This window comes from Crocosphaera chwakensis CCY0110, from assembly GCF_000169335.1.
Lineage (GTDB): Bacteria > Cyanobacteriota > Cyanobacteriia > Cyanobacteriales > Microcystaceae > Crocosphaera > Crocosphaera chwakensis.
The window spans coordinates 47,282-67,553 of the sequence record NZ_AAXW01000003.1 but is presented as its reverse complement, the minus strand read 5'-3'; the positions used below and the strand labels follow the sequence as shown (position 1 = coordinate 67,553).

Annotated in this window: 21 protein-coding genes; 10 read left to right on the top strand and 11 right to left on the bottom strand. The window is 36.5% G+C overall.

The features are described from left to right. Positions 1 to 7: 7 nt before the first annotated feature. From CY0110_RS02600 to CY0110_RS29785, 5 genes are all read right to left on the bottom strand, one after another. The gene (locus CY0110_RS02600; protein ID WP_008273711.1) at positions 8 to 289 is read right to left on the bottom strand and encodes a hypothetical protein; all 282 of its coding nucleotides are present in this window, start codon (positions 287 to 289) and stop codon (positions 8 to 10) included. 36 nt (positions 290 to 325) lie between these two features. Next, the gene (locus CY0110_RS02595) at positions 326 to 550 is read right to left on the bottom strand and encodes a type II toxin-antitoxin system HicB family antitoxin (protein ID WP_008273710.1); all 225 of its coding nucleotides are present in this window, start codon (positions 548 to 550) and stop codon (positions 326 to 328) included. 134 nt (positions 551 to 684) lie between these two features. Further along, the gene (locus CY0110_RS02590; protein ID WP_008273709.1) at positions 685 to 3,732 is read right to left on the bottom strand and encodes an nSTAND1 domain-containing NTPase; all 3,048 of its coding nucleotides are present in this window, start codon (positions 3,730 to 3,732) and stop codon (positions 685 to 687) included. A gap of 20 nt (positions 3,733 to 3,752) precedes the next feature. Continuing rightward, a complete protein-coding gene (locus CY0110_RS02585; RefSeq protein WP_008273708.1) occupies positions 3,753 to 4,142 on the bottom strand; it encodes a hypothetical protein in 390 nt (129 codons plus the stop codon). 135 nt (positions 4,143 to 4,277) lie between these two features. Beyond that, a complete protein-coding gene (locus tag CY0110_RS29785) occupies positions 4,278 to 4,448 on the bottom strand; it encodes a 4-Cys prefix domain-containing protein (protein WP_157464519.1) in 171 nt (56 codons plus the stop codon). Positions 4,449 to 4,556: 108 nt separating this feature from the next. Between CY0110_RS29785 and CY0110_RS02580 the strand changes: the two genes are divergently transcribed. The 10 genes from CY0110_RS02580 to CY0110_RS02535 all read left to right on the top strand — a co-directional run bounded on the left by CY0110_RS02580 (position 4,557) and on the right by CY0110_RS02535 (position 14,099). Beyond that, positions 4,557 to 4,871, top strand: a complete 315-nt coding sequence (locus CY0110_RS02580) for a DUF3067 family protein (protein ID WP_008273707.1) — start codon at positions 4,557 to 4,559, stop codon at positions 4,869 to 4,871. Between the two features lie 44 nt (positions 4,872 to 4,915). Continuing rightward, on the top strand, positions 4,916 to 5,719 hold the full coding sequence (locus CY0110_RS02575) for an LmeA family phospholipid-binding protein (protein ID WP_008273706.1): 804 nt from the start codon (positions 4,916 to 4,918) through the stop codon (positions 5,717 to 5,719). A gap of 104 nt (positions 5,720 to 5,823) precedes the next feature. Continuing rightward, positions 5,824 to 6,423 (top strand): GerMN domain-containing protein, encoded by a 600-nt coding sequence (locus CY0110_RS02570; RefSeq protein ID WP_008273705.1) that lies wholly within the window; start codon positions 5,824 to 5,826, stop codon positions 6,421 to 6,423. A 74-nt stretch (positions 6,424 to 6,497) separates the two neighbouring features. After that, on the top strand, positions 6,498 to 7,040 hold the full coding sequence (locus tag CY0110_RS02565; RefSeq protein ID WP_008273704.1) for a hypothetical protein: 543 nt from the start codon (positions 6,498 to 6,500) through the stop codon (positions 7,038 to 7,040). A 94-nt stretch (positions 7,041 to 7,134) separates the two neighbouring features. Further along, on the top strand, positions 7,135 to 8,706 hold the full coding sequence (gene lnt / locus CY0110_RS02560; protein WP_008273703.1) for an apolipoprotein N-acyltransferase: 1,572 nt from the start codon (positions 7,135 to 7,137) through the stop codon (positions 8,704 to 8,706). A 57-nt stretch (positions 8,707 to 8,763) separates the two neighbouring features. Further along, entirely contained in the window at positions 8,764 to 9,879 is a 1,116-nt protein-coding gene (locus CY0110_RS02555) for a hypothetical protein (protein ID WP_008273702.1), read from the top strand. A 71-nt stretch (positions 9,880 to 9,950) separates the two neighbouring features. Beyond that, positions 9,951 to 10,781 carry a nucleoside triphosphate pyrophosphohydrolase gene (mazG, locus tag CY0110_RS02550; protein WP_008273701.1) on the top strand — a complete coding sequence of 277 codons (831 nt, stop codon included), beginning with the start codon at positions 9,951 to 9,953 and terminating at the stop codon, positions 10,779 to 10,781. 69 nt (positions 10,782 to 10,850) lie between these two features. Continuing rightward, the gene (gene lepB / locus CY0110_RS02545; RefSeq protein WP_008273700.1) at positions 10,851 to 11,447 is read left to right on the top strand and encodes a signal peptidase I; all 597 of its coding nucleotides are present in this window, start codon (positions 10,851 to 10,853) and stop codon (positions 11,445 to 11,447) included. Between the two features lie 2 nt (positions 11,448 to 11,449). Continuing rightward, complete coding sequence (locus CY0110_RS02540) at positions 11,450 to 12,541, top strand: BMP family protein (RefSeq protein ID WP_008273699.1); 1,092 nt, start codon at positions 11,450 to 11,452, stop codon at positions 12,539 to 12,541. Positions 12,542 to 12,614: 73 nt separating this feature from the next. Continuing rightward, complete coding sequence (locus tag CY0110_RS02535) at positions 12,615 to 14,099, top strand: ABC transporter ATP-binding protein (RefSeq protein WP_035798355.1); 1,485 nt, start codon at positions 12,615 to 12,617, stop codon at positions 14,097 to 14,099. A 57-nt stretch (positions 14,100 to 14,156) separates the two neighbouring features. Here the strand turns inward: CY0110_RS02535 and cysE are convergent, their stop codons facing one another. The 6 genes from cysE to CY0110_RS02505 form a co-directional block, all read right to left on the bottom strand. Beyond that, on the bottom strand, positions 14,157 to 14,918 hold the full coding sequence (gene cysE, locus CY0110_RS02530; RefSeq protein WP_008273697.1) for a serine O-acetyltransferase: 762 nt from the start codon (positions 14,916 to 14,918) through the stop codon (positions 14,157 to 14,159). Between the two features lie 267 nt (positions 14,919 to 15,185). Continuing rightward, entirely contained in the window at positions 15,186 to 15,710 is a 525-nt protein-coding gene (locus CY0110_RS02525) for a DUF1877 family protein (RefSeq protein WP_008273696.1), read from the bottom strand. Positions 15,711 to 15,816: 106 nt separating this feature from the next. Next, positions 15,817 to 17,241, bottom strand: a complete 1,425-nt coding sequence (locus CY0110_RS31710; protein WP_008273694.1) for a Ni/Fe hydrogenase subunit alpha — start codon at positions 17,239 to 17,241, stop codon at positions 15,817 to 15,819. Positions 17,242 to 17,314: 73 nt separating this feature from the next. After that, positions 17,315 to 17,860: an NADH-quinone oxidoreductase subunit B family protein gene (locus tag CY0110_RS02515; RefSeq protein ID WP_008273693.1), complete on the bottom strand. Its 546-nt coding sequence runs from the start codon at positions 17,858 to 17,860 to the stop codon at positions 17,315 to 17,317. A 71-nt stretch (positions 17,861 to 17,931) separates the two neighbouring features. Next, on the bottom strand, positions 17,932 to 18,648 hold the full coding sequence (gene hoxU / locus CY0110_RS02510) for a bidirectional hydrogenase complex protein HoxU (protein ID WP_008273692.1): 717 nt from the start codon (positions 18,646 to 18,648) through the stop codon (positions 17,932 to 17,934). An 11-nt stretch (positions 18,649 to 18,659) separates the two neighbouring features. Continuing rightward, positions 18,660 to 20,267: a NuoF family protein gene (locus CY0110_RS02505; RefSeq protein WP_008273691.1), complete on the bottom strand. Its 1,608-nt coding sequence runs from the start codon at positions 20,265 to 20,267 to the stop codon at positions 18,660 to 18,662. Positions 20,268 to 20,272: the final 5 nt, after the last annotated feature.

The following is a 20,272-nucleotide window of genomic DNA, read 5'->3' as shown; positions in this document are numbered from 1 at the left end:
AATAGTATTAATAGTCAATGATATCACCTGCTAAAAATTCTTTCCAGTCTGTATTTTCTTGATAGTGCTTTTCCATTTCTGCTGCTTGCTGAGAAAGAATGCGACGACGTTCAGAAAGAGGGAGTTTTAGAAAGGCGCGACGTTGTTCTAAAGTGAGGGTTTTTGATGTTTCTTGTTGATTAGATGGAGAATACATTTTTTTCAATAATTCAACAAAATCTATTAATAATTCTTGGGCTTCTTTTGGTAATTCATCGAGATCACGCTGTAATTTTTCAAGATTAATCATTTTATTCTAGTTTGCGTTCTGAGTTTTTTTAAGTCATCAAGCAACTTGATCATAATAGGTTTTAGGTACGGGTAAAGTTTCCCCTGCAATCTGATAATCTTCAATGAGCAATTCTAACACTTCAACCCCATTAGAAACCGCTTCAGTATAACTGTTACCGTGAGTTCTCCATTGTTGTCCTGGAAAGTCAGAAAACCCCACCACATAACAGTTGTCTTCCTCTGACCATTGAATGATCATGGTATATTTTGGGTTATTCATTGTTTTGTCTCCGTTGTATGTTTTCTATTGCTTCTATTACTCTTTTTTCTAGGTAAGTTTTAGCATCTGAACCGTCTTTTACCGATATGGTTATTCTACCTTTGTAGTTGTTTTATCTCCAACCCGAACTACTGTTAACTTTCCCCCTTGGTGCCAATACCATCACACAATTTTCTATCTTCTTCTGCTGCGACATTGGGATTATATTGCAAATAATTGCGAATATGATCGCAACCACGCCCCATTAAAACGTCGAAGGTTAATCGCTCTAGATTAGTCCAAACTTTGATGGTGTTATCACTGCTACCAGAAACCAAAGTTTGACCATCGGGGCTAATACTGACGCTACTGACCGAGCCATCATGTCCTGTGAGGGTACGGATTTCTTCTCCCGTTGCTAGATTCCAAACTTTGAGGGTCTTGTCCCCACTCCCAGAGACCAAGGTCTGACCATCGGTGCTGATACTGACGCTACCGACCCAATCATCATGTCCTGTGAGGGTACGAATGACCTCTCCTGTCTCTAGATTCCAGACTTTGAGGGTCTTGTCAGAACTACCAGAAACCAAGGTCTGACCATCGGGGCTGATACTGACGCTATTGACAAAGTCATCATGTCCTGTCAGGGTATGGATTACCTCTTCTGTGGCTAGATTCCAAACTTTGATGGTCTTGTCATGACTACCAGAGACCAAGGTCTGACCATCGGGGCTGATACTGACGCTATAGACCTCGCCATCATGTCCTTTGAGGGTATGGATTACCTCTCCTGTGGCTAGATTCCAAACTTTGATAGTCTTGTCATCACTATCAGAAACCAAGGTCTGACCATCGGGGCTGAAACTGTCGCTAAGAATCCAGCCATCATGTCCTTTGAGGGTACGAATTTCTTCTCCTGTTTCGAGATTCCAAACTTTGATGGTCTTGTCGTCACTCCCAGAGACCAAGGTTTGACCATTGGGGCTAATACTGACGCTAATGACCCCGTCATCATGTCCTGTGAGGGTACGAATTGCCTCTCCTGTGACTAGATTCCAAACTTTGATGGTCTTGTCAGCACTACTAGAGACCAAGGTCTGACCATCAGGACTGAAACTGACGCTAAAAACCCAATCATTATGTCCTTTGAGGGTACGAATTTCTCCTCCTATCTCTAGATTCCAAACTCTGATTATTCTGTCTCCACTACTAGAGACCAAGGTCTGACCATCGGGACTGAAACTGACGCTAAGAACCCAATCATTATGTCCTTTGAGGGTGTGGATTATCTCTCCTGTGGCTAGATTCCAGACTTTGATGGTCTTGTCAGCACTACCAGAGACCAAAGTCTGACCATCGGGGCTAACAACGACGCTTTTGGTCCCGTCATCATGTCCTTCTAAACGGTTGCGTTCCCTGCTTTGAATCGTTGCCATCAAGGCATCCATTACCTCTGGGTCAGTTGCCTTTTGTTTTTGGAGGATTTTTCCGGCCCGAACGGCTTCTACGATCGCGTCTAGTTCTTTGTGTTCATTAAATAGGGACAAAGAATAACGAGCGAAAGAATCTGCTAGATTAAGTTGGGATTGTTTGGTTTGGTTCCAGGCCATCAATCCCAAACCACCGCTAACCAACACAGCAAGCAAAGAAGCGATCGCAATTCCCCAAGCGGTTCTCATTTCTCGCTGTCGTCGGGCTGCTTTTTCTTGTTTAATGCGTTCTTTTTCTCGAATACTCTTTTCAATAAATACTCTTTCATTAATCAATTCTTCTGGGCGGTCTTTTAATCTCTCTTCTGCTTCTGCTAAGGCTGCACCTCGCAACAAAGACCCCTGATCTTGATTATTTTCTTCCCATTGTTTCTTTAATACTCTAAGTCGCTCTTGCCAAGCTCGAAAAACGCGGTCTGTCGTCATCCATTCTTGTAATTCACCCCAATTGCGAATCAAGGCCTCATGAACCACTTCTACGGTTTCTTGTTCTGTGGCATTGCGACTCGTTATTACTAACCGCGCATCCGCTAATTTTTTCACTAAAGACCAGCTTTGTTCCCCTAGTTCCCCTTTGATGGCAATGCGTCTGGTGTCCTCGGTTCCTTCTCCTGGACGCACTAATTGAATAAAAATGCGCCTAACTTTGTCTTTTTCCTCGTCACTCAAATTGTTATATTTCTCATGAGCATGACGCGCTAATGCCCCTTCTACCTTACCAATATCCTCATAAACTGTGTGGGTTAAAACTTTCCCGCTTCGCTGATTCCACAACTGAGTTAAGGCAAACTCTAACAAGGGTAAATTTCCTGGTTGATCTTGCACATCCTCCAAAATACGCTTTACCAGTCCCTCTTCAAATGTCACCCCTAACTGATTAGCTGGTTGGGTAATAACCTCTGTTAATTCTTCACTATCCATCGACCTGATTTTAATATCATTATTTCGCAATCGATCCGCAAATTTTGGATAAGATAGGGCATTGCCTAAAAAATCTGCCCGCATAGTTGTAACTAAAACTATCTCTCCCTTACCCCCTTTTTCCAGCGAGGAAGATTGCAAGTCAGACATTAATACGTCCAGAAAATGACGACGGGTTGCCACATCATCACAGAGGGTATAAAGTTCCTCAAATTGGTCAGCAATCAGTAAGATACGATGATTAGGGTGATTTCGTTGAATTTTACTAAATACACGAGAAAGAGAAATACTACCATCCTCAAGAGACTTAGCCAACTTACCAGCTTGAGTTATTTCATCAGTAGAATCTCTCTCTAATCTATACAATGGAACCAAAGCTTCGGCCAAAGCATAAAATGGGTCTGAGTCTGAACCAGGTCGAAAATGAGTAAATAACCAATGACCTTCTTTTTGTAACTTAGGCACTAAACCCGCCAAAACCACCGAAGATTTACCGCTTCCTGATGCCCCTAAGACGGGAATAAAATTACGGGTTTTTGTCGCACTATAGAGTTCTTCAATAAAGATGTCGCGCCCAAAGAAATATTCTGCATCATTGGGCCCAAAATGAAACAACCCGCGATAAGGACAAGGTAAATTATCATCGACACTATCATCAGCCTCAACCGAGTTGACATTTGCTTCTTCTCGATAGTAGTAGTTAGTAATGGTAATGATTGCATCACCAGTAGCAGAAGTGGCAGCGTATTCAGCTTCTGAAACGGTTTGTTTAATGCGATCTTGCTCTGACATATCAGCTATAAAGTATCGTTTCAGTTATCTTTTGAGGGGTTGTTTTCTGTGATGTTACTAATGCTTGCTGTTCCTGTCCCAGAGGTAGCAGCGTATTTCACATTACTGATATTTTGATTAATTATCTGTTGTCCACCAGGTTGTTCTTTTAGTTTGTCGAGCAAATTTTGAGCTAATTGGATAATCTCAGCATCATCATTAACTTTAGCGTTTTCAATTTCTTCTTGTAGCAGCACTTTACGACCTTCTGAATCGGGCTTTTTTTCCAATTTTTCCACTGCATCAATTAGATCGCTTTCAGAACCAAATTTCTTTTTTATAGCTGATTTTAGGGCATTATAACTGTCTTTGATAACATCTTTTCCAACACCTGCTAGGGCGGCTATAATTGCTGCTGTAATAACATCCATTTGACTTACTCAAGAAATTTATAATAATTCTTACATTTCCATCTATTTGAATGTCGTAAATTTCACAAAATTTAACCTAATTTTTTGGCGTTAGGACACGGCTTGAAAGCATTACCAGATGAAAGTTTACGTTCACTATGGTACAAACAAAAATATTCTTATTCCAAGCTGTTTAATAATTTTATAGTGAACTTGAAACAAATATTCTTGACTGGTTTGACGTAAATTTTCTCCACAACCATGACAATTTTTATTATTATCAGGATTTTGTGGGTTATAACAACTAGGGTTAAGACAATAAAGCATAACTAATAATTAAAAATTTTAAAAAATTAATAACTGATAACTGATGACTGATAACTGTTATTTCTGTTATAACCAATAAGAAGTAGTGTTGTGATGAAGGGAACCAGAATGACGGGACAAGACCTACACCAATTATTGTACAGTAAATGGGGAAGATCCTATGATATGCAGCTAAGAAAGGTTAAAGGTAAGATTTTTTGTCAGGTGATGTGGAAGTATCTCGAACAAGCATCTTTCCCTATGAGTGAACAAGAATATTTTGAACATTTGAATGCGATCGCAAACTATCTAACCGCTTGGGGAAGTCAACAACAAATTATTAGCTATTTGGAAACCACAAACGAGCGTCCCCGTCTCGGAAAAGCAGTGAGTATTCCCCTCGATTTAGGAGAAAAAAGTTCAGAATGGATTTTAGAAGATTAATTCTGTGTTATCCTCTATGAAAATGAATTAAATACGCTTATTTTATGGAAGTTTTTACTATTTTTTTGTCCAGTTTGATCACGATTCTTTCCCCTATCGGATTTGTGGTTGATACGGTGGTGGCTAATAGATTACGGTCTCAAGTTTCTAGCGTAGAAGCGTTAGCAGTTAGGATTGATAATACACCCAGTTATCAAGCTGTGTCAGGAAAAATTGATCGGGTTCGGATTGCTAGTCGTGGGATAGAAATTATTGATAATTTAAGAATAGATACTTTTGAGTTAGAAACGGATTCTATTGATATTGATATTAATAAAGCTCAAGAGGTAGCAGGGATTAAAAGTATCCAATCGGCTCTAAATAAACCCTTTCAAGGAGCAGTTCATCTGGTTATAGAAGAAGATGATCTTAATTCTGCATTAGAAGCTTATAGTATTAGAGAACAATTACAAGGATTAATTGATACTATTTTACCTCCTGAAGCTCCTCGATTTAAAATTTTAAAATTACAAATTAATTTTATGACAGAAAATCGTCTAGCTTTAGAAATTGAATTAGAACAAGAAGCATTAGAAGGAGAAGAACCGAATCAGTTAGATATTGCAGCAGAAGTTGCTTTTGACATAGAACAAGGAAAAAAGATTAAATTAACCGATCTGAGTGCGATTATTAATGATAGAAAACTCTCTTCACGATTTGCTAATATAATACTAGCAGGAATTAGCGAAAGATTAACCTTAGACCTTTTTGCTGATCAAGGATTTTTAGTGAGGATTTTAAAGCTAAATCTTAACGACGAAACCTTAGATATTGCTGCCTTTTTCCGCCTGAGTCCATCGGAAGAATAATCAATGGTTAATTATTAATTATTGATAATTAATGACACCACAAGGAACTGTTATCTACGCTAGAATCGTCTTTAAGAATAAAAAAACTTTAAGAGGACAATAATATGCAAGATAATAATCGTCAAAATCGTTCCTCTATCGGCTTTATTGCTGGAATTATTGCAGCAATGCTAACCACCGGAACTGTCGCTACTTGGTGGGCCGTTCATACTTTAACCAAATCTACAGACACTCCAACCCCCACAGAAAGTCCTATCAGTCAACCTTCTGACACCGAACAACGAGGACAAGTTTACTGGTTAGATGCTACCGGCGATCGCCTAAAATTAAAGGAGAGTCCTTTAAATCTACAAAAGTCTTTAAGTGATCAAGAAGTCTTAGAAACTGCGGTTAAAGACTTATTATCAGGGCCTGATAGTTCTGAAAATGATACCACCATTCCCGCACAAACCAAGCTATTAAGCTTAAAATTGGACGATAAAGGGGTTCATCTTAATCTCTCCTCTGAATTTACCACAGGAGGCGGTAGTGCATCCATGATGGGACGATTAGGACAGCTATTGTATACTGCGACCAGTCTAAATCCTGATGCTAAACTATGGTTATCTGTTGATGGAGAACCCTTAGACGTATTAGGGGGAGAAGGGTTAATGATTGAACAACCCATGACTCGTCAATGGTTTACAGAGAATTTTGAACTATAATCGTAACTTGATCAAATCTTTTGTTAAAATCCAAGGGATTTATCTATTGGATTTTGATACTGTCTTAAATAGTTATGATCATGTCATTAAATCATTTATTGCGTGGGTTAGGAGTGTTTCCAATTTCTCTGGGTTTCTTGCTGTTTACAGTTCCTGTAAAAGCCGGTAATTGGAACCAGTATAGTGTGTGTATTACTCAACTAGAAAAGTTCGACGTATCAGGAGAAGATGCGTCTATTGCTTGTTCTGATGCGCTAATTCCTAAAGAATTATCCGAATGTGTCAGCATTATAGCAAATGCAACGCCTATTAATGGAAATGACTCTGTAAGAGCTTGTTTTCAGGTTAGACGGCCTATTGATTTAGGAAACTGTGTTGCTGATATTTATAATGCTCTTCCTAGTTTAGCAGTGGTTGATTCAGAAACTGATACCGAAGAAATTAATTTATTAACTTTATTAAATTCCTGTCGTGCGAGTTTACGACCTGGTTTTTATTCTGAATGTGTTATTGCCACCGCGAACGAAGTGAATGAGATGAGTGCCGTTAAAGCGATGGATATTTGTCTATCAGCACAAGATTTTCCTCGTAGTTTGTTTCCTGCTTATACTGAATAATCATTATAATAAACATAACAAATATGATAGGGGTCAATGCTAAGCGAAGTCGAAGTATTGACCCCTAGTTTCTATCAATTATTAACAGCTAACAATGAAAATTTTATTAGTTGCTATCAGTGGTTTATTAATGGGGTTGACAACGGCTCCTTTTTCTGCGTTTTATTTAGCTTGGATTGCGTTAATTCCTTTATGGTTATTAACTGTTTCTGGTGAAAAGACTTACAACAAAAAAAATTCCTTACTTAGCAACATTCTTATTAACAAACAAAACCTAATCGCTTTTGTTTGGGGATTCGCTTATCATGGATTCGGTTTATTTTGGATCACGGGAATTCATCCTATGACTTGGATGGGGGTTCCTTGGATTTTTAGTTTATTAATTGCTCTTTTTTGTTGGTTATTTATTACTATTTGGGGAGCGATATTGGTTACAGTTTGGTCAATCATTTTTCGTTGGTTTATTGGTATTAAGGAAACGGGTATTAGAAGTCATCTTTTACAATCTATAATAAGAGTTATTTTTGGGGTTGCTATTTGGTGTATATTAGAATTATTGTGGAATCAAGGGGCTTTATGGTGGACTTCTTTATCTTATACTCAAAGTCCTAATAATTTAATCATTTTGCAATTAACAAAATTATCAGGTTATTCCACTGTTACTGCTGCTATTGTAGGAATTAATGGGTTATTTGCGGAGTCTATTTTAATTTATTATCAAAACAAAAAACAATCTTTCCTATTAGTTTTAACTTCTTTATTTGGAATTATTGGTTTACATTTAGCGGGACTTTCTTTATATAAACAACCTTTAATTAATAATCTAGATAAAGCGATCAATGTAGGTATTATTCAAGGAAATATTCCTAATACTATAAAACTTTATCCTGAAGGGTTAAGAAAAGCAATTGAAGGTTATACAACAGGATATAAAAAACTCAGTAATCAAGACGTTGATCTAATTATAACACCAGAAACGGCTTTACCTTTTAATTTAGATTATATTATTAATAATAGTTCTTTTTATTCTGCTATTTTAGAACAAAAAATCCCTGTCATTCTTGGGGCATTTGGGAGTCAAAATACAAGTTATACCAATAGCCTATTTATGATTACAGAAACAGGAAAAGTAGTGAGTCGTTTTGATAAAGTAAAATTAGTTCCTCTGGGGGAATATATTCCCTTTGAAGATATTTTAGGAAAATTAATTGATAGATTATCTCCCTTAGATAGTCATTTAATAGCAGGAACAACTGACCAAAAATTTAATACCCCTTTCGGTCAGGCAATCACAGGAATTTGTTATGAATCTGCGTTTAGTGAACATTTTCGTCGTCAAGCAAAAGCGGGTGGAGAGTTTATAATTACAGCTTCTAATAATGCCCATTATAGTCAAATTATGCCGGCACAACATCATGCACAAGATGTAATTCGCGCCATTGAAACTGATAGATGGATGGCAAGAGCAACTAATACTGGTTATTCTGCTATTGTTAACCCAAAAGGGGACACTTTATGGATATCCGATATCAATACTTATCAATTACATCAAGGGATTATTTATCCTCGAAATACCGAAACTTTGTATGTTCAATGGGGAGACTGGTTAACCCTTAGTTTAAGTATTGCTGCAGGAATATTATGCTTAATTAAGTTAATTTTATGATAATAAATTCATCAATATTGGGAATACTAATGATGAGTTTACCAATTATTGCGAAAGATGAAATTAAAATTAATTGTTTGGGGTTTAGGTATTACAACGGTTACAAGTGCAGGTTTAGTAGGATTAATTTCCCTAGTTAACTTACCTTACCCTATGATACGTCGTCCCGTTTCAAAAGTTGCTCCCCTCTTATTATTACCAAGTTATATTGAAATGGATCATCATTATCGAAAAGCGATCGCTCATGTAGAACAAGCAGATCAACTGATTCATCATATTTCTAGTTTTGATGATATCAAATTAGGGGAAGAAAAGGTTAAATTAGCACAAGAAAATTTAGATAAATTACCCGTTTGGTTTATTGGTTATGAACCTAAAAGATACTGTCAAATGTTTAGTTGCAGTTGGCAGTTTACCATCGATGAATTTGAAGCAGCCAGAAAAACAATAGGTAGAATGGAAGCTATTATTTTTCAACAAAAAAATGCTTTTAATACTTATCAAAAAGCAGAAACTAATTTACAACAAGCAAAAGAGAACTATCAACAAGCAACCCAACTAAAAGAAAAACAAACCATTGTTACCAGTTGGCAGCAATCTTTAGACGAATTACAACAATTACCCCCTCAAACCTTTGCAGCAACTTTAGTGAGTTCAAAATTAGAAAGTTATCAAAGAGACTTTCAAGCTGTCACAGGAAGCATGACAGAAAACCAACAAACTGACACCATGATAACTGTAGCGAAAAACTTTTCTTTATCAGCAACTAAATTATGTAAAAATCCTCCCCATTCTGTCAATAAATGGGAAGAATGTCAACAACTTTGGCAAAAAGCCATTAGTCGCTTAGAAACTATTTCTCAAGACGATATAGGCTATTTAGAAACTCAAGCTTTATTAGCAGAATACGAAACTAATTCTAGTATTGTAAAATTGCGTAGTAAAGTGGAAAAAGAATCAGTAGAAGCTTTAGATGTAGCGAAAAAAGAAATTCAAAATCTACAAGAACAATTTGCTAATGGAGTTGAAAAAAAACAACGTCAACTATTTATCAGTAAAATGCAAGGTAACATCGAAAAATTAAAACAAGTAGAAACAGGAACAACTGTTTATAATGAGGCACAAGAATTATTATCCTTAGCCCAAGCTAAGATAAAAGAAGCTACAAAGTAAATTAAATGAAATGATTGAAAAAAAGACAAAGTTGGTTAACAATAGATGAGTGAGTTTTATTATTACTATTAATGTCTAACCCCCAAACCAGCCAAACTCAAACCTACCACGCCATATTAGACGCATTAAACCATCTGATCAATGTGGTGGCAAAACTGCGATCGCCTGAAGGGGGATGTCCCTGGGATCTCGCCCAAACTCCCCAAACTTTGATACCTTATGTGATAGAAGAAGCTTATGAAGTGGTTCATGCTATTAGAAGTGAAGATCAAAAAGCTATTGTAGAAGAATTAGGAGACTTATTATTACAAGTAGTATTACAAGCACAAATAGCCCAAGATTACGGTTATTTTAACTTACAAGAAGTAGCAGAAGGCATCACAGAAAAATTGATCCGCCGTCATCCTCATGTGTTTGGTGATGTAGCAGTGGAAAATAGCGAAGAAGTACGTCAAAATTGGGATAAAATTAAAGCAGAAGAAAAAGGAGAAACCCCAGAAATGGCTCAATTATTGAGTCGAAAATTAGAGAGATATAATCGTACCTTACCCCCTTTAATGGCCAGTAGTAAAATATCAGTAAAGGCAGCAAAAGCTGGTTTTGAATGGAAAAATATAGACGGAGTTTGGGAAAAGTTTAATGAAGAATTAACAGAGTTTAAAGAATCTTTAGAAACTGATAATAAAGCTCATCAACAATCAGAATTAGGTGATTTATTGTTTACTATTATTAATATTGCAAGATGGTACAATTTAGATGCTTCAGAAGCTTTAGCAGGAACCAATAAAAGGTTTATACAAAGGCTTTCTAAAATGGAAAAGTTTGCTAATCGCCCCTTAACAGATTATGATTTAGAAGACTTAGAAAAGCTTTGGCAACAAGCTAAAAAACAACTTAATTAATAATAATAATTAAGTAGAGAACTGACTGACTCTAGAAAGGTTATAATAAAAAAAACTAAAACTATCTTTATGACTATCGATCAAGAAAAAGAACAATCTAACTCAATCTCAAACAAAAAAAATACGACTTGGAAAACTATCTGGGAAAATATACAAATATTAGTCATTGCTATTATTTTAGCTGTTGTTATTCGGACTTTTATAGCTGAACCCAGATATATTCCTTCTGAGTCTATGTATCCCACATTAGCAACTGGCGATCGCTTAGTTGTTGAAAAAGTTTCTTATTATTTTCATTCTCCCCAACCAGGGGATATTATCGTTTTTGAACCTCCCATGCAATTACAACTGCAAGGCTATCAAAGAAATCAAGCTTTTATTAAAAGAATTATCGCTAAAGGTGGTGACAGTGTTACTGTTAAAGATGGTAAAGTGTATGTCAATAATCAACTCCTCAATGAAAATTATATATTAGAATCTCCTCATTATAACTTAGAATCTGTTGAAGTTCCTGAAGGTTATTTATTTGTTATGGGAGACAATCGAAATAATAGTAATGATTCCCATGTATGGGGATTTTTGCCTGAGAAAAATGTTATCGGCCATGCTATTTTTCGCTTCTTTCCTTGGCAACGTATTGGTAGTATTTTAAGCACAATTATATAATAATGAAATCATCATTAAAACGTAGACAATTTTTAGGATTTACCTCAGCTTTATTCGGAAGCTTAATTCTAAAAGCTTGTGACAATAACAATAATTCAACTTTGACCAATTCAGAAGTCCCTACCTCCTCAACTGAAGAAAAACAAACAACAGAAACCCCAAAAACTCTAAAGATAGCTATTGTTTTACCAGGCATTATAACGGATAAAGCATGGAATCAAACTGGTTATGAAGGCGTTAAATTAACCGAAGAAAAATTAGGGACAGAAATAGCCTATGTTGAACAAGTTTCCCAAGCTGATCAAGCAGAAACTCTGACCGATTTTGCACGACGGGGTTATAATTTAGTTTATGCTCATGGGGGACAATTTGACGCAGCCATTCAACAGGTAGCTGGACAATTCCCCAACACCTTTTTTATCGGGGTAAATGGGGCAGTAGAAGGGGAAAATATAGCCTCTTTACGCATCGATCATTTACAAGGAAGTTACCTTTGTGGAATATTAGGGGCAATGATGACAAAAAGCAATCAAATGGCTTACATTACTGCCCAATCTTTTCAAGCAACAGATGAAGAATTAAGGGGATTTGAACTAGGGGCAAAATCCATTAATCCTAACATTAAAATTACCTCTAGTTATACAGGAGATTGGAATGACGCAGCTAAAGCTAAAGAAGCAACCTTAGCCTTAATTTCGTCTGGTGCAGATGTGGTTTATCAATGGTTAGATAATGCCTCTCCTGCGGTATTACAAACGGCACAAGAAAAAGGGATTTATGCCTTTGGAAATACGGTTGATCAGTTAACTATTGCCCCTCAAGCTGTATTAACGACTCCTGTTAAACGTTTGGATTTAGCTATTAATTATCTGGCAGAATTAGCGAATAAAAATGAATTAGAGGGTAAAATTTATAGTTTAGGTTTAGATTATCCTGATATCTTATATTTAGGAGAATTTAACGAAGTTGTCACTGACAAAATGATTAGTGAAATCAACAATGTTAAAGAAGAAATTGTGACTAAAAAAATAACTTTTGAACCGTGCGAAGAAAATGGAAAATCAACCCTTTGTGTCAATAAAACTGTCTCTTAGATAAGGTAATTTATGATGGATTATTTTGTTACACTATCATCGTTTCCTTGGAATGACAATTGAAGATATCAAAATGGTTGAATTAAGTTTAAAGAATATTACAAAAAAATTTGGCTCATTTACTGCTAATGATAATATTTCCTTAAAGATTAACAAAGGAACTATTCATGCTATTTTAGGGGAAAATGGCGCAGGGAAAACCACATTAATGAATATATTATCTGGTTTATATCGTCCTGATGAGGGAGAAATTTATATCAATGATCAGCTAGTTAAAATAAACTCTTCTAAAAGTGCTATTGATCAGGGAATTGGTATGATTCATCAACATTTTATGCTAGTTCCTCAATTATCTGTGTTAGAGAATATTATCTTAGGAACCCAAGGAGAATATAGACTGAAATTAAAACAAAAAACATTAGAAATTCAAGAATTAATTGACAATTATGGTTTAGAAATTAACTTAGATACTAAAGTAGAAAATATATCAGTAGGGATGCAACAACGAGTCGAAATATTAAAAGTATTATATCGAGGGGCAAAACTATTAATTTTAGATGAACCCACCGCAGTATTAACCCCTGCTGAAATTAATAACTTTTTTAAGATTTTACGTCAATTAGTTAATAAAGGGAATACGATTATCTTTATTAGTCATAAACTAGAAGAAGTTATCAAATTGTGTGATTTTATAACAGTTTTAAGAATGGGAAAACTTATGAATACCTTTGAAAATAAAAATCTTAATCCTCAAACACTAGCTAATATGATGATTGGGGAATATAAAACAATTAATTTAACTAAAACAACATTATCTTATACCGAAACCATCTTAAAAGTTGATAATTTAGTGGTTAAAAACCTTGACAATATTTCCTTTCAAATAAAAGCAGGAGAAATATTAGGAGTAGCAGGGGTTGATGGTAATGGACAACAAGAATTAGTCTCAGCAATTATGGGTTTTATTAAAGCTAAAAAGGGTAAAATTCAATATAAAGAGATTGATATTACTAATTGGACAACAGAAGACATTATTAAACAATTATCTATCGCTTATATTCCTGAAGATAGAAAAACAACAGGATTAGTTTCTTCCTTAACTATTGGTAAAAACTTGATTTTAAAACAATATTATTCTTACCCTTTTAATCAATGGGGAATGCTTCAAAAAAAAGCTATTCAAACTAGAGAAAATGAAGTGATTAATGACTTTGATATTCGAGGCGTTGAACCCAATATTACTGTTGGTAAACTATCAGGAGGAAACCAACAAAAGATTATTTTAGCTCGTGAATTGTCTAATCATTCACAATTAATTATTGCTATGCAACCCACCAGAGGACTTGATATTGTAGCAACAGAATATATTCAACAACAATTATTAAAAGCAAGGGAAAACGGCGCAGCTATTTTGTATATTTCCACAGAATTAGAAGAAGTGAGAAAAATGAGCGATCGCTTGGCTATTATTTACCGAGGACAGTTTATAGATATCATTAATCCTAATACTGATGTAGAAAAAATTGGTTTATTAATGATGGGAGTTAAGCCAGACTAAAAAATAGGGATCAATAACTTTTGATCCCTAAAATCAGGTATTATCAGCCATCAAAAGTTACATTGTACCGCCGAGAAATTCCTCAATTTCTTTATCTTTTAAATAACAGCTATGGGTTTCATTATAATCAGAATTAGCTTTATCATTAGATACGCCACTGGCAACTAATTCCCGTTCTTTTACTTTTGCTTCTTGTAAGGCTTGAACTTGTTGTTCTAAAGCATCAATTCTATCTAACAATAAACGAATAACCTTCGCTTCAGAATCTGGTAAGTTTCCATGTTCTAAAGGATTAACTCTCACCCCAGACTGATAAACAATACGCCCAGGAATACCGACAACAGTACAATCAGAAGGAACATCCCGTAATACTACAGAACCAGCCCCAATCCTAACATTATTACCAATATTAAGGTTGCCCAGAACTTTCGCCCCTGCCCCTACTACGACGTTTTTACCCAGACTAGGATGACGTTTACCGCTTTCTTTACCAGTCCCTCCAAGGGTGACACCCTGATAAATCAAACTGTAGTCACCGACTTCGGCGGTTTCCCCGATGACCACACCCATACCGTGGTCAATAAATACACCAGTACCTATCTTTGCCCCTGGATGAATTTCGATCCCAGTGAGAAATCTTCCAATATGGGAGATTAAACGAGGAAAGAAAGGGACTTTTAGATTATAGATGCGATGAGCGATACGATGCAGCAGAATAGCTTGTAACCCAGGATAGCAGAAGAGAACTTCTAGCCAATTACGGGCCGCCGGGTCACGGTCAAAAATAATACGAAAATCGGCGATGATGGATGATAACACCAAACTGAATTTCCTGACTTAAAATTGCGTCTTATACTTATTTTATCACTGCAAGCGGTTGACGGTTCACCCATTTGGTTGATTTGCGGGTTGACACTATTGGGGGATATTTGTCAAGGTAGATTAGATTTGTTATTTTCTTATTTAAGGTAGTCATTTATCGATTAAGGAGTTATGGATTAACCTGAGAAAAAAATATTTAGAGCAAAGAAATCAAGACTTATAATTAAATAAATTATCCTACTTAATCTAAAAGAGCCATTAAATTTAACATGGAGATATAAATATCAGTTGATCTTTTTCAGCAGCTTCTTTAAAAAAGGATTTTAGTTTTTCGTAAGACAATAAAACGGTTTCTAGCTGTTCAATATCCCAACCTCCAGGTTGAGGATTAGGATAAATTTTAGTAGTATTAAAAGTATTAGGGTCAAAACGAGATATGAGATCGTTAGTAGAAATATCCTTCATTGCTTTTACTATTTCTATAATTTCATTAGAATTTAAACAACGTACTTTACTGTAAGTAGACTCATATTCTGTTTCTATTCCTCCAAATACGACATTACCTAGAGGTGACAGAGCTTGAGATTTATCTGTTGCCACTTCTCCAGTCAAAAGCAAATGAAGAGCTTGCCAATCTTTACCTATGTCTAAGAAATCATCACTACATCTTAAATTATCATAAAAAGATATGAGCTCATCAAAATCTTCTATATCAAGACCAAAAGGATGACATTGCGAATACTCAAAATATTCTAAACTAATACGTCTATATTTGAAAGTTATTCCCATATTTATAATTTTTCAACAAAGATTTAATTTTGAATCTATAATTATTTTAATATCTTAAATTACCCTTCGCAATGACAACATAATAATCGAGAGGGCTGATATATTTTCAATCTCGATAAACCTCATCTAATAAGTTACCATTAGAACCAAATAATTGAATGTGTAATGGCATTTGTCCGGCTGCATGGGTAGAACAACTTAAACAAGGATCATAACAGCGAATTCCTGCTTCTACACGGTTTAACATTCCCTCTGTCATGGCATTTCCCTTAACATAATACTTGGCTATTTGTGCAACAGTTTGATTCATGGCTAAGTTATTATTCCCGGTAGCAATAATGAGGTTAACTTTCTGAATTAACCCGTTTTCATTAACATTATAATGATGGAAAAGGGTTCCCCTAGGTGCTTCACTAACGCCGATACCTTCTAAGTTATTAATTCCTGCTTTAGCACGGGTATGTTTTGATAAGACATCAGGATCATTAATTAACCGTTCAATACGTTCTAAACAACCAATAATTTCTACTAATCTGGCATAATGATAGAAGAAGGAAGAAGTCGCAACACCACCAGCGCGATCGCGGAATTCTTCTAGTTCTTGATCAGCTTTTTCTGTACCAAAACGAGAGCAAATATTGACCCTTGCTAATGGTCCAACTCGATAAATTCCTTGGGGATATCCTAACGGTTTATAGTAGGGAAACTTCAGGTAAGACCATTTCTCTACTGACTCCCCAATAAAGTCCTTATAATCTTCTTCTTTTAAGTTATCAGCAACAATATTTCCCTCACTATCAGTAAAACGAATATGTCCCCCATAATGTTCCCACAGTCCGTCTTCTCCAACTAACCCCATAAATAGAGAAGGAAAGTCACCAAATGTTTTAATTTCTGTTTCAAATCTATCAAGAAGTCCTTTAAATAAACTAAGCGCATTATTAGCAGTTTCGTAAGCTTCAGGTAGTCTTTCTATTATCCATTGTTTACCTTCTTCTGATAATGGTGATCTCACACCTCCAGGTACAGTCCAAGCTGCATGGATTTTTTTTGCTCCCAAAAGTTCAATAATTGTTTGTCCAAATTGTCTTAAACGAATACCACTCTTAGCTAATTCTGGATCAGATGCTATTAATCCAAAAATATTTCTTTTACTCGGATCACTGTCCCATCCTAATAAAAAATCAGGACTACTGAGATGGAAAAAACTAAGAGCATGGGATTGAGTGATTTGAGCTAAATTCATCAATCTTCTTAATTTTTCTGCTGCAGTTGGGATTTTTACAGCTAAAATTTTATCCCCAGTTTTTGCAGAAGCTAAGAGATGACTAACAGGACAAATCCCACAAATTCTGGCTGTAATTCCTGCCATTTCCCACATGGGACGACCTTCACAAAATTTCTCAAATCCTCGGTACTCTACTACATGAAATCTAGCATCATCCACTTTACCTTTATCATCTAAAAAGATAGAAATTTTAGCATGACCTTCTATCCTAGTAACGGGATCAATTACGATAGTTTTAGACATAATCACCTCTATTTATAAAATTAATTTATTACCCCGCGAGGGCTAACTTTCGTTAGTTCCTACATTATTATAATTAACCAAATTTAATCATTTTCCTCCCTTCTAGGAGCGGTTTTTTTCCTTCTAATAAGGGTTCAATAGCAGCCCGAATTCTATCAGCATCGGGGGGACATCCAGGTAAAAATAAATCCACGTTGATCACTTCATGGACAGGACTCACTCTATCTAATAATTCTGGGACGATACCTGGTTCTTGGGGAAGTTGAGGAGTGACATCTCCTAACTCTAAATAGGAGCGTTTTAACACGGTTTCTGCTGGTCCTAACATATTCCTCATAGCTGGAACATTAGCAGTTACAGCGCAGTCGCCAAAGGAAACAATTAACTTAGTTTTAGCTCTAATTTCTTTAATTAATTCTAAGTTTTCTTTATTCGCGATCGCCCCTTCAACTAAACAAACATCAACGTTATCAGGATAATCTTTAATATCAGCAATAGGACTATAAACCATGTCCACTTTTTTAGCCAATTCTAATAACCACTCATCGAGATCCAAAAAAGACATATGACATCCAGAACATCCCGCTAACCAAACTGTTGCTAATTTAATCTTTTTCATAGCTCTTAATTTTTATTTTACTAAAATGTTTACAGTGTTTCTCCCTGCTCCCTGCTCCCAACTCCCCTGCTTTACCTAACCCATTCTCCCTTCTCTCTTGCTGTTACTAAAAATCTGATTTTTTCAGGATCATGATTCATTTCTGCAACGGTACTACCTTTTCTAAAAATAGCCCCTGTGGGACAAGCATCAACACATTTACCGCAGGAAGTACAAGCATCAACGTTTCCCCAGGGTTGATTAATACCTGAAACGATAAAAGATTGACCTCCACGACTAGCCACATCCCAAACGTGCGCCCCTTCTATTTCATCACAAACCCTAACACATCTGGTACACAAAATACAACGGTTATGATCCATGCCAAACTGTGGATGAGATAAGTCAACTTCTCGCTGAGGAAACTGATAAGGAAAACGAGAATGATCCATCCCCACTCTAACCGCAATATCTTGCAGTTGACAATTTCCATTAACCACACAAACCGCACAAACATGATTACCTTCAGCAAACAAAAGTTCTACCGCCATACGTCGATAGGTTTGCAATTTTTCGGTTTCTGTCTGGATCACCATTCCCTCTTGTACTTGAGTGACACAAGCAGGTTGAAGTTTAGAACTGCCTTCAATTTCTACTAAACATAAACGACAAGCACCTACATCTGATACCCCTTCTAAATGGCATAGGGTAGGAATACTAATTCCTGCGTCTTTAGCTGCTTCTAAAATGGTCTGCTTTTCTGATGCTGTAATTAATTGGTCATTTATAGTTAACGTTTTAACCGCCATTCTTTTACCTCTTAAGTTGCTTGAAGTAAGCTCAAATATTCGTCTTGGAAATACTGTAATGTGCTAATGACTGGGTTGGGTGCAGTCATTCCTAAGCCACATAAACTGGTGTCTTTCACCATTTGACAGAGAGCTTCTAATTTGTCTAAATCCTGTTGAGTTGCTTTCCTTTCAACTAACTTGGTTAGCAGATCATATAACTGCACCGTTCCGGCACGGCAAGGAATACATTTTCCACAACTTTCTTCTTGACAAAAATCCATATAAAATCGGGCAATTTCTACCATACTGGTGTCTTGATCCATAACGATCATACCTCCCGATCCCATAATAGTTCCTAACTTTTGTAAGGAGTCATATTCGACAGGTGTATCTAATAAATGGGCGGGAATACAACCCCCAGAAGGACCTCCCGTTTGCACCGCTTTAACTGTTCCTTGATCCAGCACGCCTCCGCCAATTTCTTCGATAATTTTTCGGATAGAAGTTCCCATAGGAACCTCAATTAATCCGTTATTTTCTACCTTTCCTGTCAGGGCAAAAACCTTTGTTCCTTTGCTATTTTCTGTACCAATACTAGCGTACCAATCACCCCCTTCTCGGATAATGGGAACGATGTTTGCGTAGGTTTCGACGTTATTAATAAGAGTTGGATCGCCCCATAATCCTGATTCTGCGGGATAAGGTGGACGAGGGCGTGGGGTTCCTCGTTTTCCTTCAACTGAGGCAATTAAAGCGGTTTCTTCGCCACAAACAAAGGCTCCTGCGCCCACTCTGATGTCAATTTTGAAGTCAAAGGGAGAATCAAAGATTTGTGACCCCATTAAGCCGTATCGTTTGGCTTGTTGGATGGCTTTTTCTAGGCGTTTGATAGCCAAGGGATATTCGGCGCGAATGTAAATATAACCATGATTTGCGCCCACTGCATAGGCTGCGATCGCCATTCCTTCTAAGACACGATGGGGATCACTTTCTAAAACAGCCCGATCCATAAATGCCCCTGGGTCCCCTTCATCGGCGTTACAGATGACATATTTCTGCTGTCCTGACATTTTCGCTACTGTCGCCCATTTTACGCCAGTAGGATAGCCTCCGCCACCTCTCCCCCTTAACCCGCTTTTGGTGACTTCTTGAGTAACATCATTGGGGGTCATTTCTAAGAGGACATGATGTAATTGTTGATAGCCTCCTCGACTAATATAATCATCAATGCTTTCTGGGTCAATTTTGCCACTATTTTCGAGAACGATAGGCTGTTGATAGGCAAAGAAAGGATGAGTTAGATCGGTTTTTTTAGGTAAGTTTTCTGGTTGTTCTTGACCATTTAAACTATCAATAATCGCCTCAGCTTGTTCAGGCTTAATTTGTTGATATAGAGTATCATCAGGATCAATATAAATTAAAGGACCCTGCCCACATAACCGCAAACAGCCAACGGGAGTTATTTCAATTTCTTCTGTTAGGTTTGCACTTTTTACAGCAGTGCTTAACTTCTCTACAATAGCTTTTGAACCTGAAGATAAACATCCTGCTGCGGTACAACATCTAACTCGTTTTCGTTTCTGCTGATGTTTACCTTGAGTCTTTTTTTTGATTTCCAAAAGTTCTTCTAGTTCCATTTTGC

Coding starts and splice junctions, on each gene's coding strand:
- lepB (WP_008273700.1), top strand. CDS start 10,851: ATGACTATCGATCAAGAAAAAGAACAATCTAACTCAATCTCAAACAAA.
- CY0110_RS02555 (WP_008273702.1), top strand. CDS start 8,764: ATGAAATTAAAATTAATTGTTTGGGGTTTAGGTATTACAACGGTTACA.
- CY0110_RS02565 (WP_008273704.1), top strand. CDS start 6,498: ATGATCATGTCATTAAATCATTTATTGCGTGGGTTAGGAGTGTTTCCA.
- CY0110_RS29785 (WP_157464519.1), bottom strand. CDS start 4,448: ATGCTTTATTGTCTTAACCCTAGTTGTTATAACCCACAAAATCCTGAT.
- CY0110_RS02580 (WP_008273707.1), top strand. CDS start 4,557: ATGACGGGACAAGACCTACACCAATTATTGTACAGTAAATGGGGAAGA.
- CY0110_RS02590 (WP_008273709.1), bottom strand. CDS start 3,732: ATGTCAGAGCAAGATCGCATTAAACAAACCGTTTCAGAAGCTGAATAC.
- CY0110_RS02595 (WP_008273710.1), bottom strand. CDS start 550: ATGAATAACCCAAAATATACCATGATCATTCAATGGTCAGAGGAAGAC.
- CY0110_RS02570 (WP_008273705.1), top strand. CDS start 5,824: ATGCAAGATAATAATCGTCAAAATCGTTCCTCTATCGGCTTTATTGCT.
- CY0110_RS02535 (WP_035798355.1), top strand. CDS start 12,615: ATGGTTGAATTAAGTTTAAAGAATATTACAAAAAAATTTGGCTCATTT.
- lnt (WP_008273703.1), top strand. CDS start 7,135: ATGAAAATTTTATTAGTTGCTATCAGTGGTTTATTAATGGGGTTGACA.
- CY0110_RS02600 (WP_008273711.1), bottom strand. CDS start 289: ATGATTAATCTTGAAAAATTACAGCGTGATCTCGATGAATTACCAAAA.
- mazG (WP_008273701.1), top strand. CDS start 9,951: ATGTCTAACCCCCAAACCAGCCAAACTCAAACCTACCACGCCATATTA.
- CY0110_RS02585 (WP_008273708.1), bottom strand. CDS start 4,142: ATGGATGTTATTACAGCAGCAATTATAGCCGCCCTAGCAGGTGTTGGA.
- CY0110_RS31710 (WP_008273694.1), bottom strand. CDS start 17,241: ATGTCTAAAACTATCGTAATTGATCCCGTTACTAGGATAGAAGGTCAT.
- CY0110_RS02505 (WP_008273691.1), bottom strand. CDS start 20,267: ATGGAACTAGAAGAACTTTTGGAAATCAAAAAAAAGACTCAAGGTAAA.
- CY0110_RS02540 (WP_008273699.1), top strand. CDS start 11,450: ATGAAATCATCATTAAAACGTAGACAATTTTTAGGATTTACCTCAGCT.
- CY0110_RS02575 (WP_008273706.1), top strand. CDS start 4,916: ATGGAAGTTTTTACTATTTTTTTGTCCAGTTTGATCACGATTCTTTCC.
- hoxU (WP_008273692.1), bottom strand. CDS start 18,648: ATGGCGGTTAAAACGTTAACTATAAATGACCAATTAATTACAGCATCA.
- CY0110_RS02525 (WP_008273696.1), bottom strand. CDS start 15,710: ATGGGAATAACTTTCAAATATAGACGTATTAGTTTAGAATATTTTGAG.
- CY0110_RS02515 (WP_008273693.1), bottom strand. CDS start 17,860: ATGAAAAAGATTAAATTAGCAACAGTTTGGTTAGCGGGATGTTCTGGA.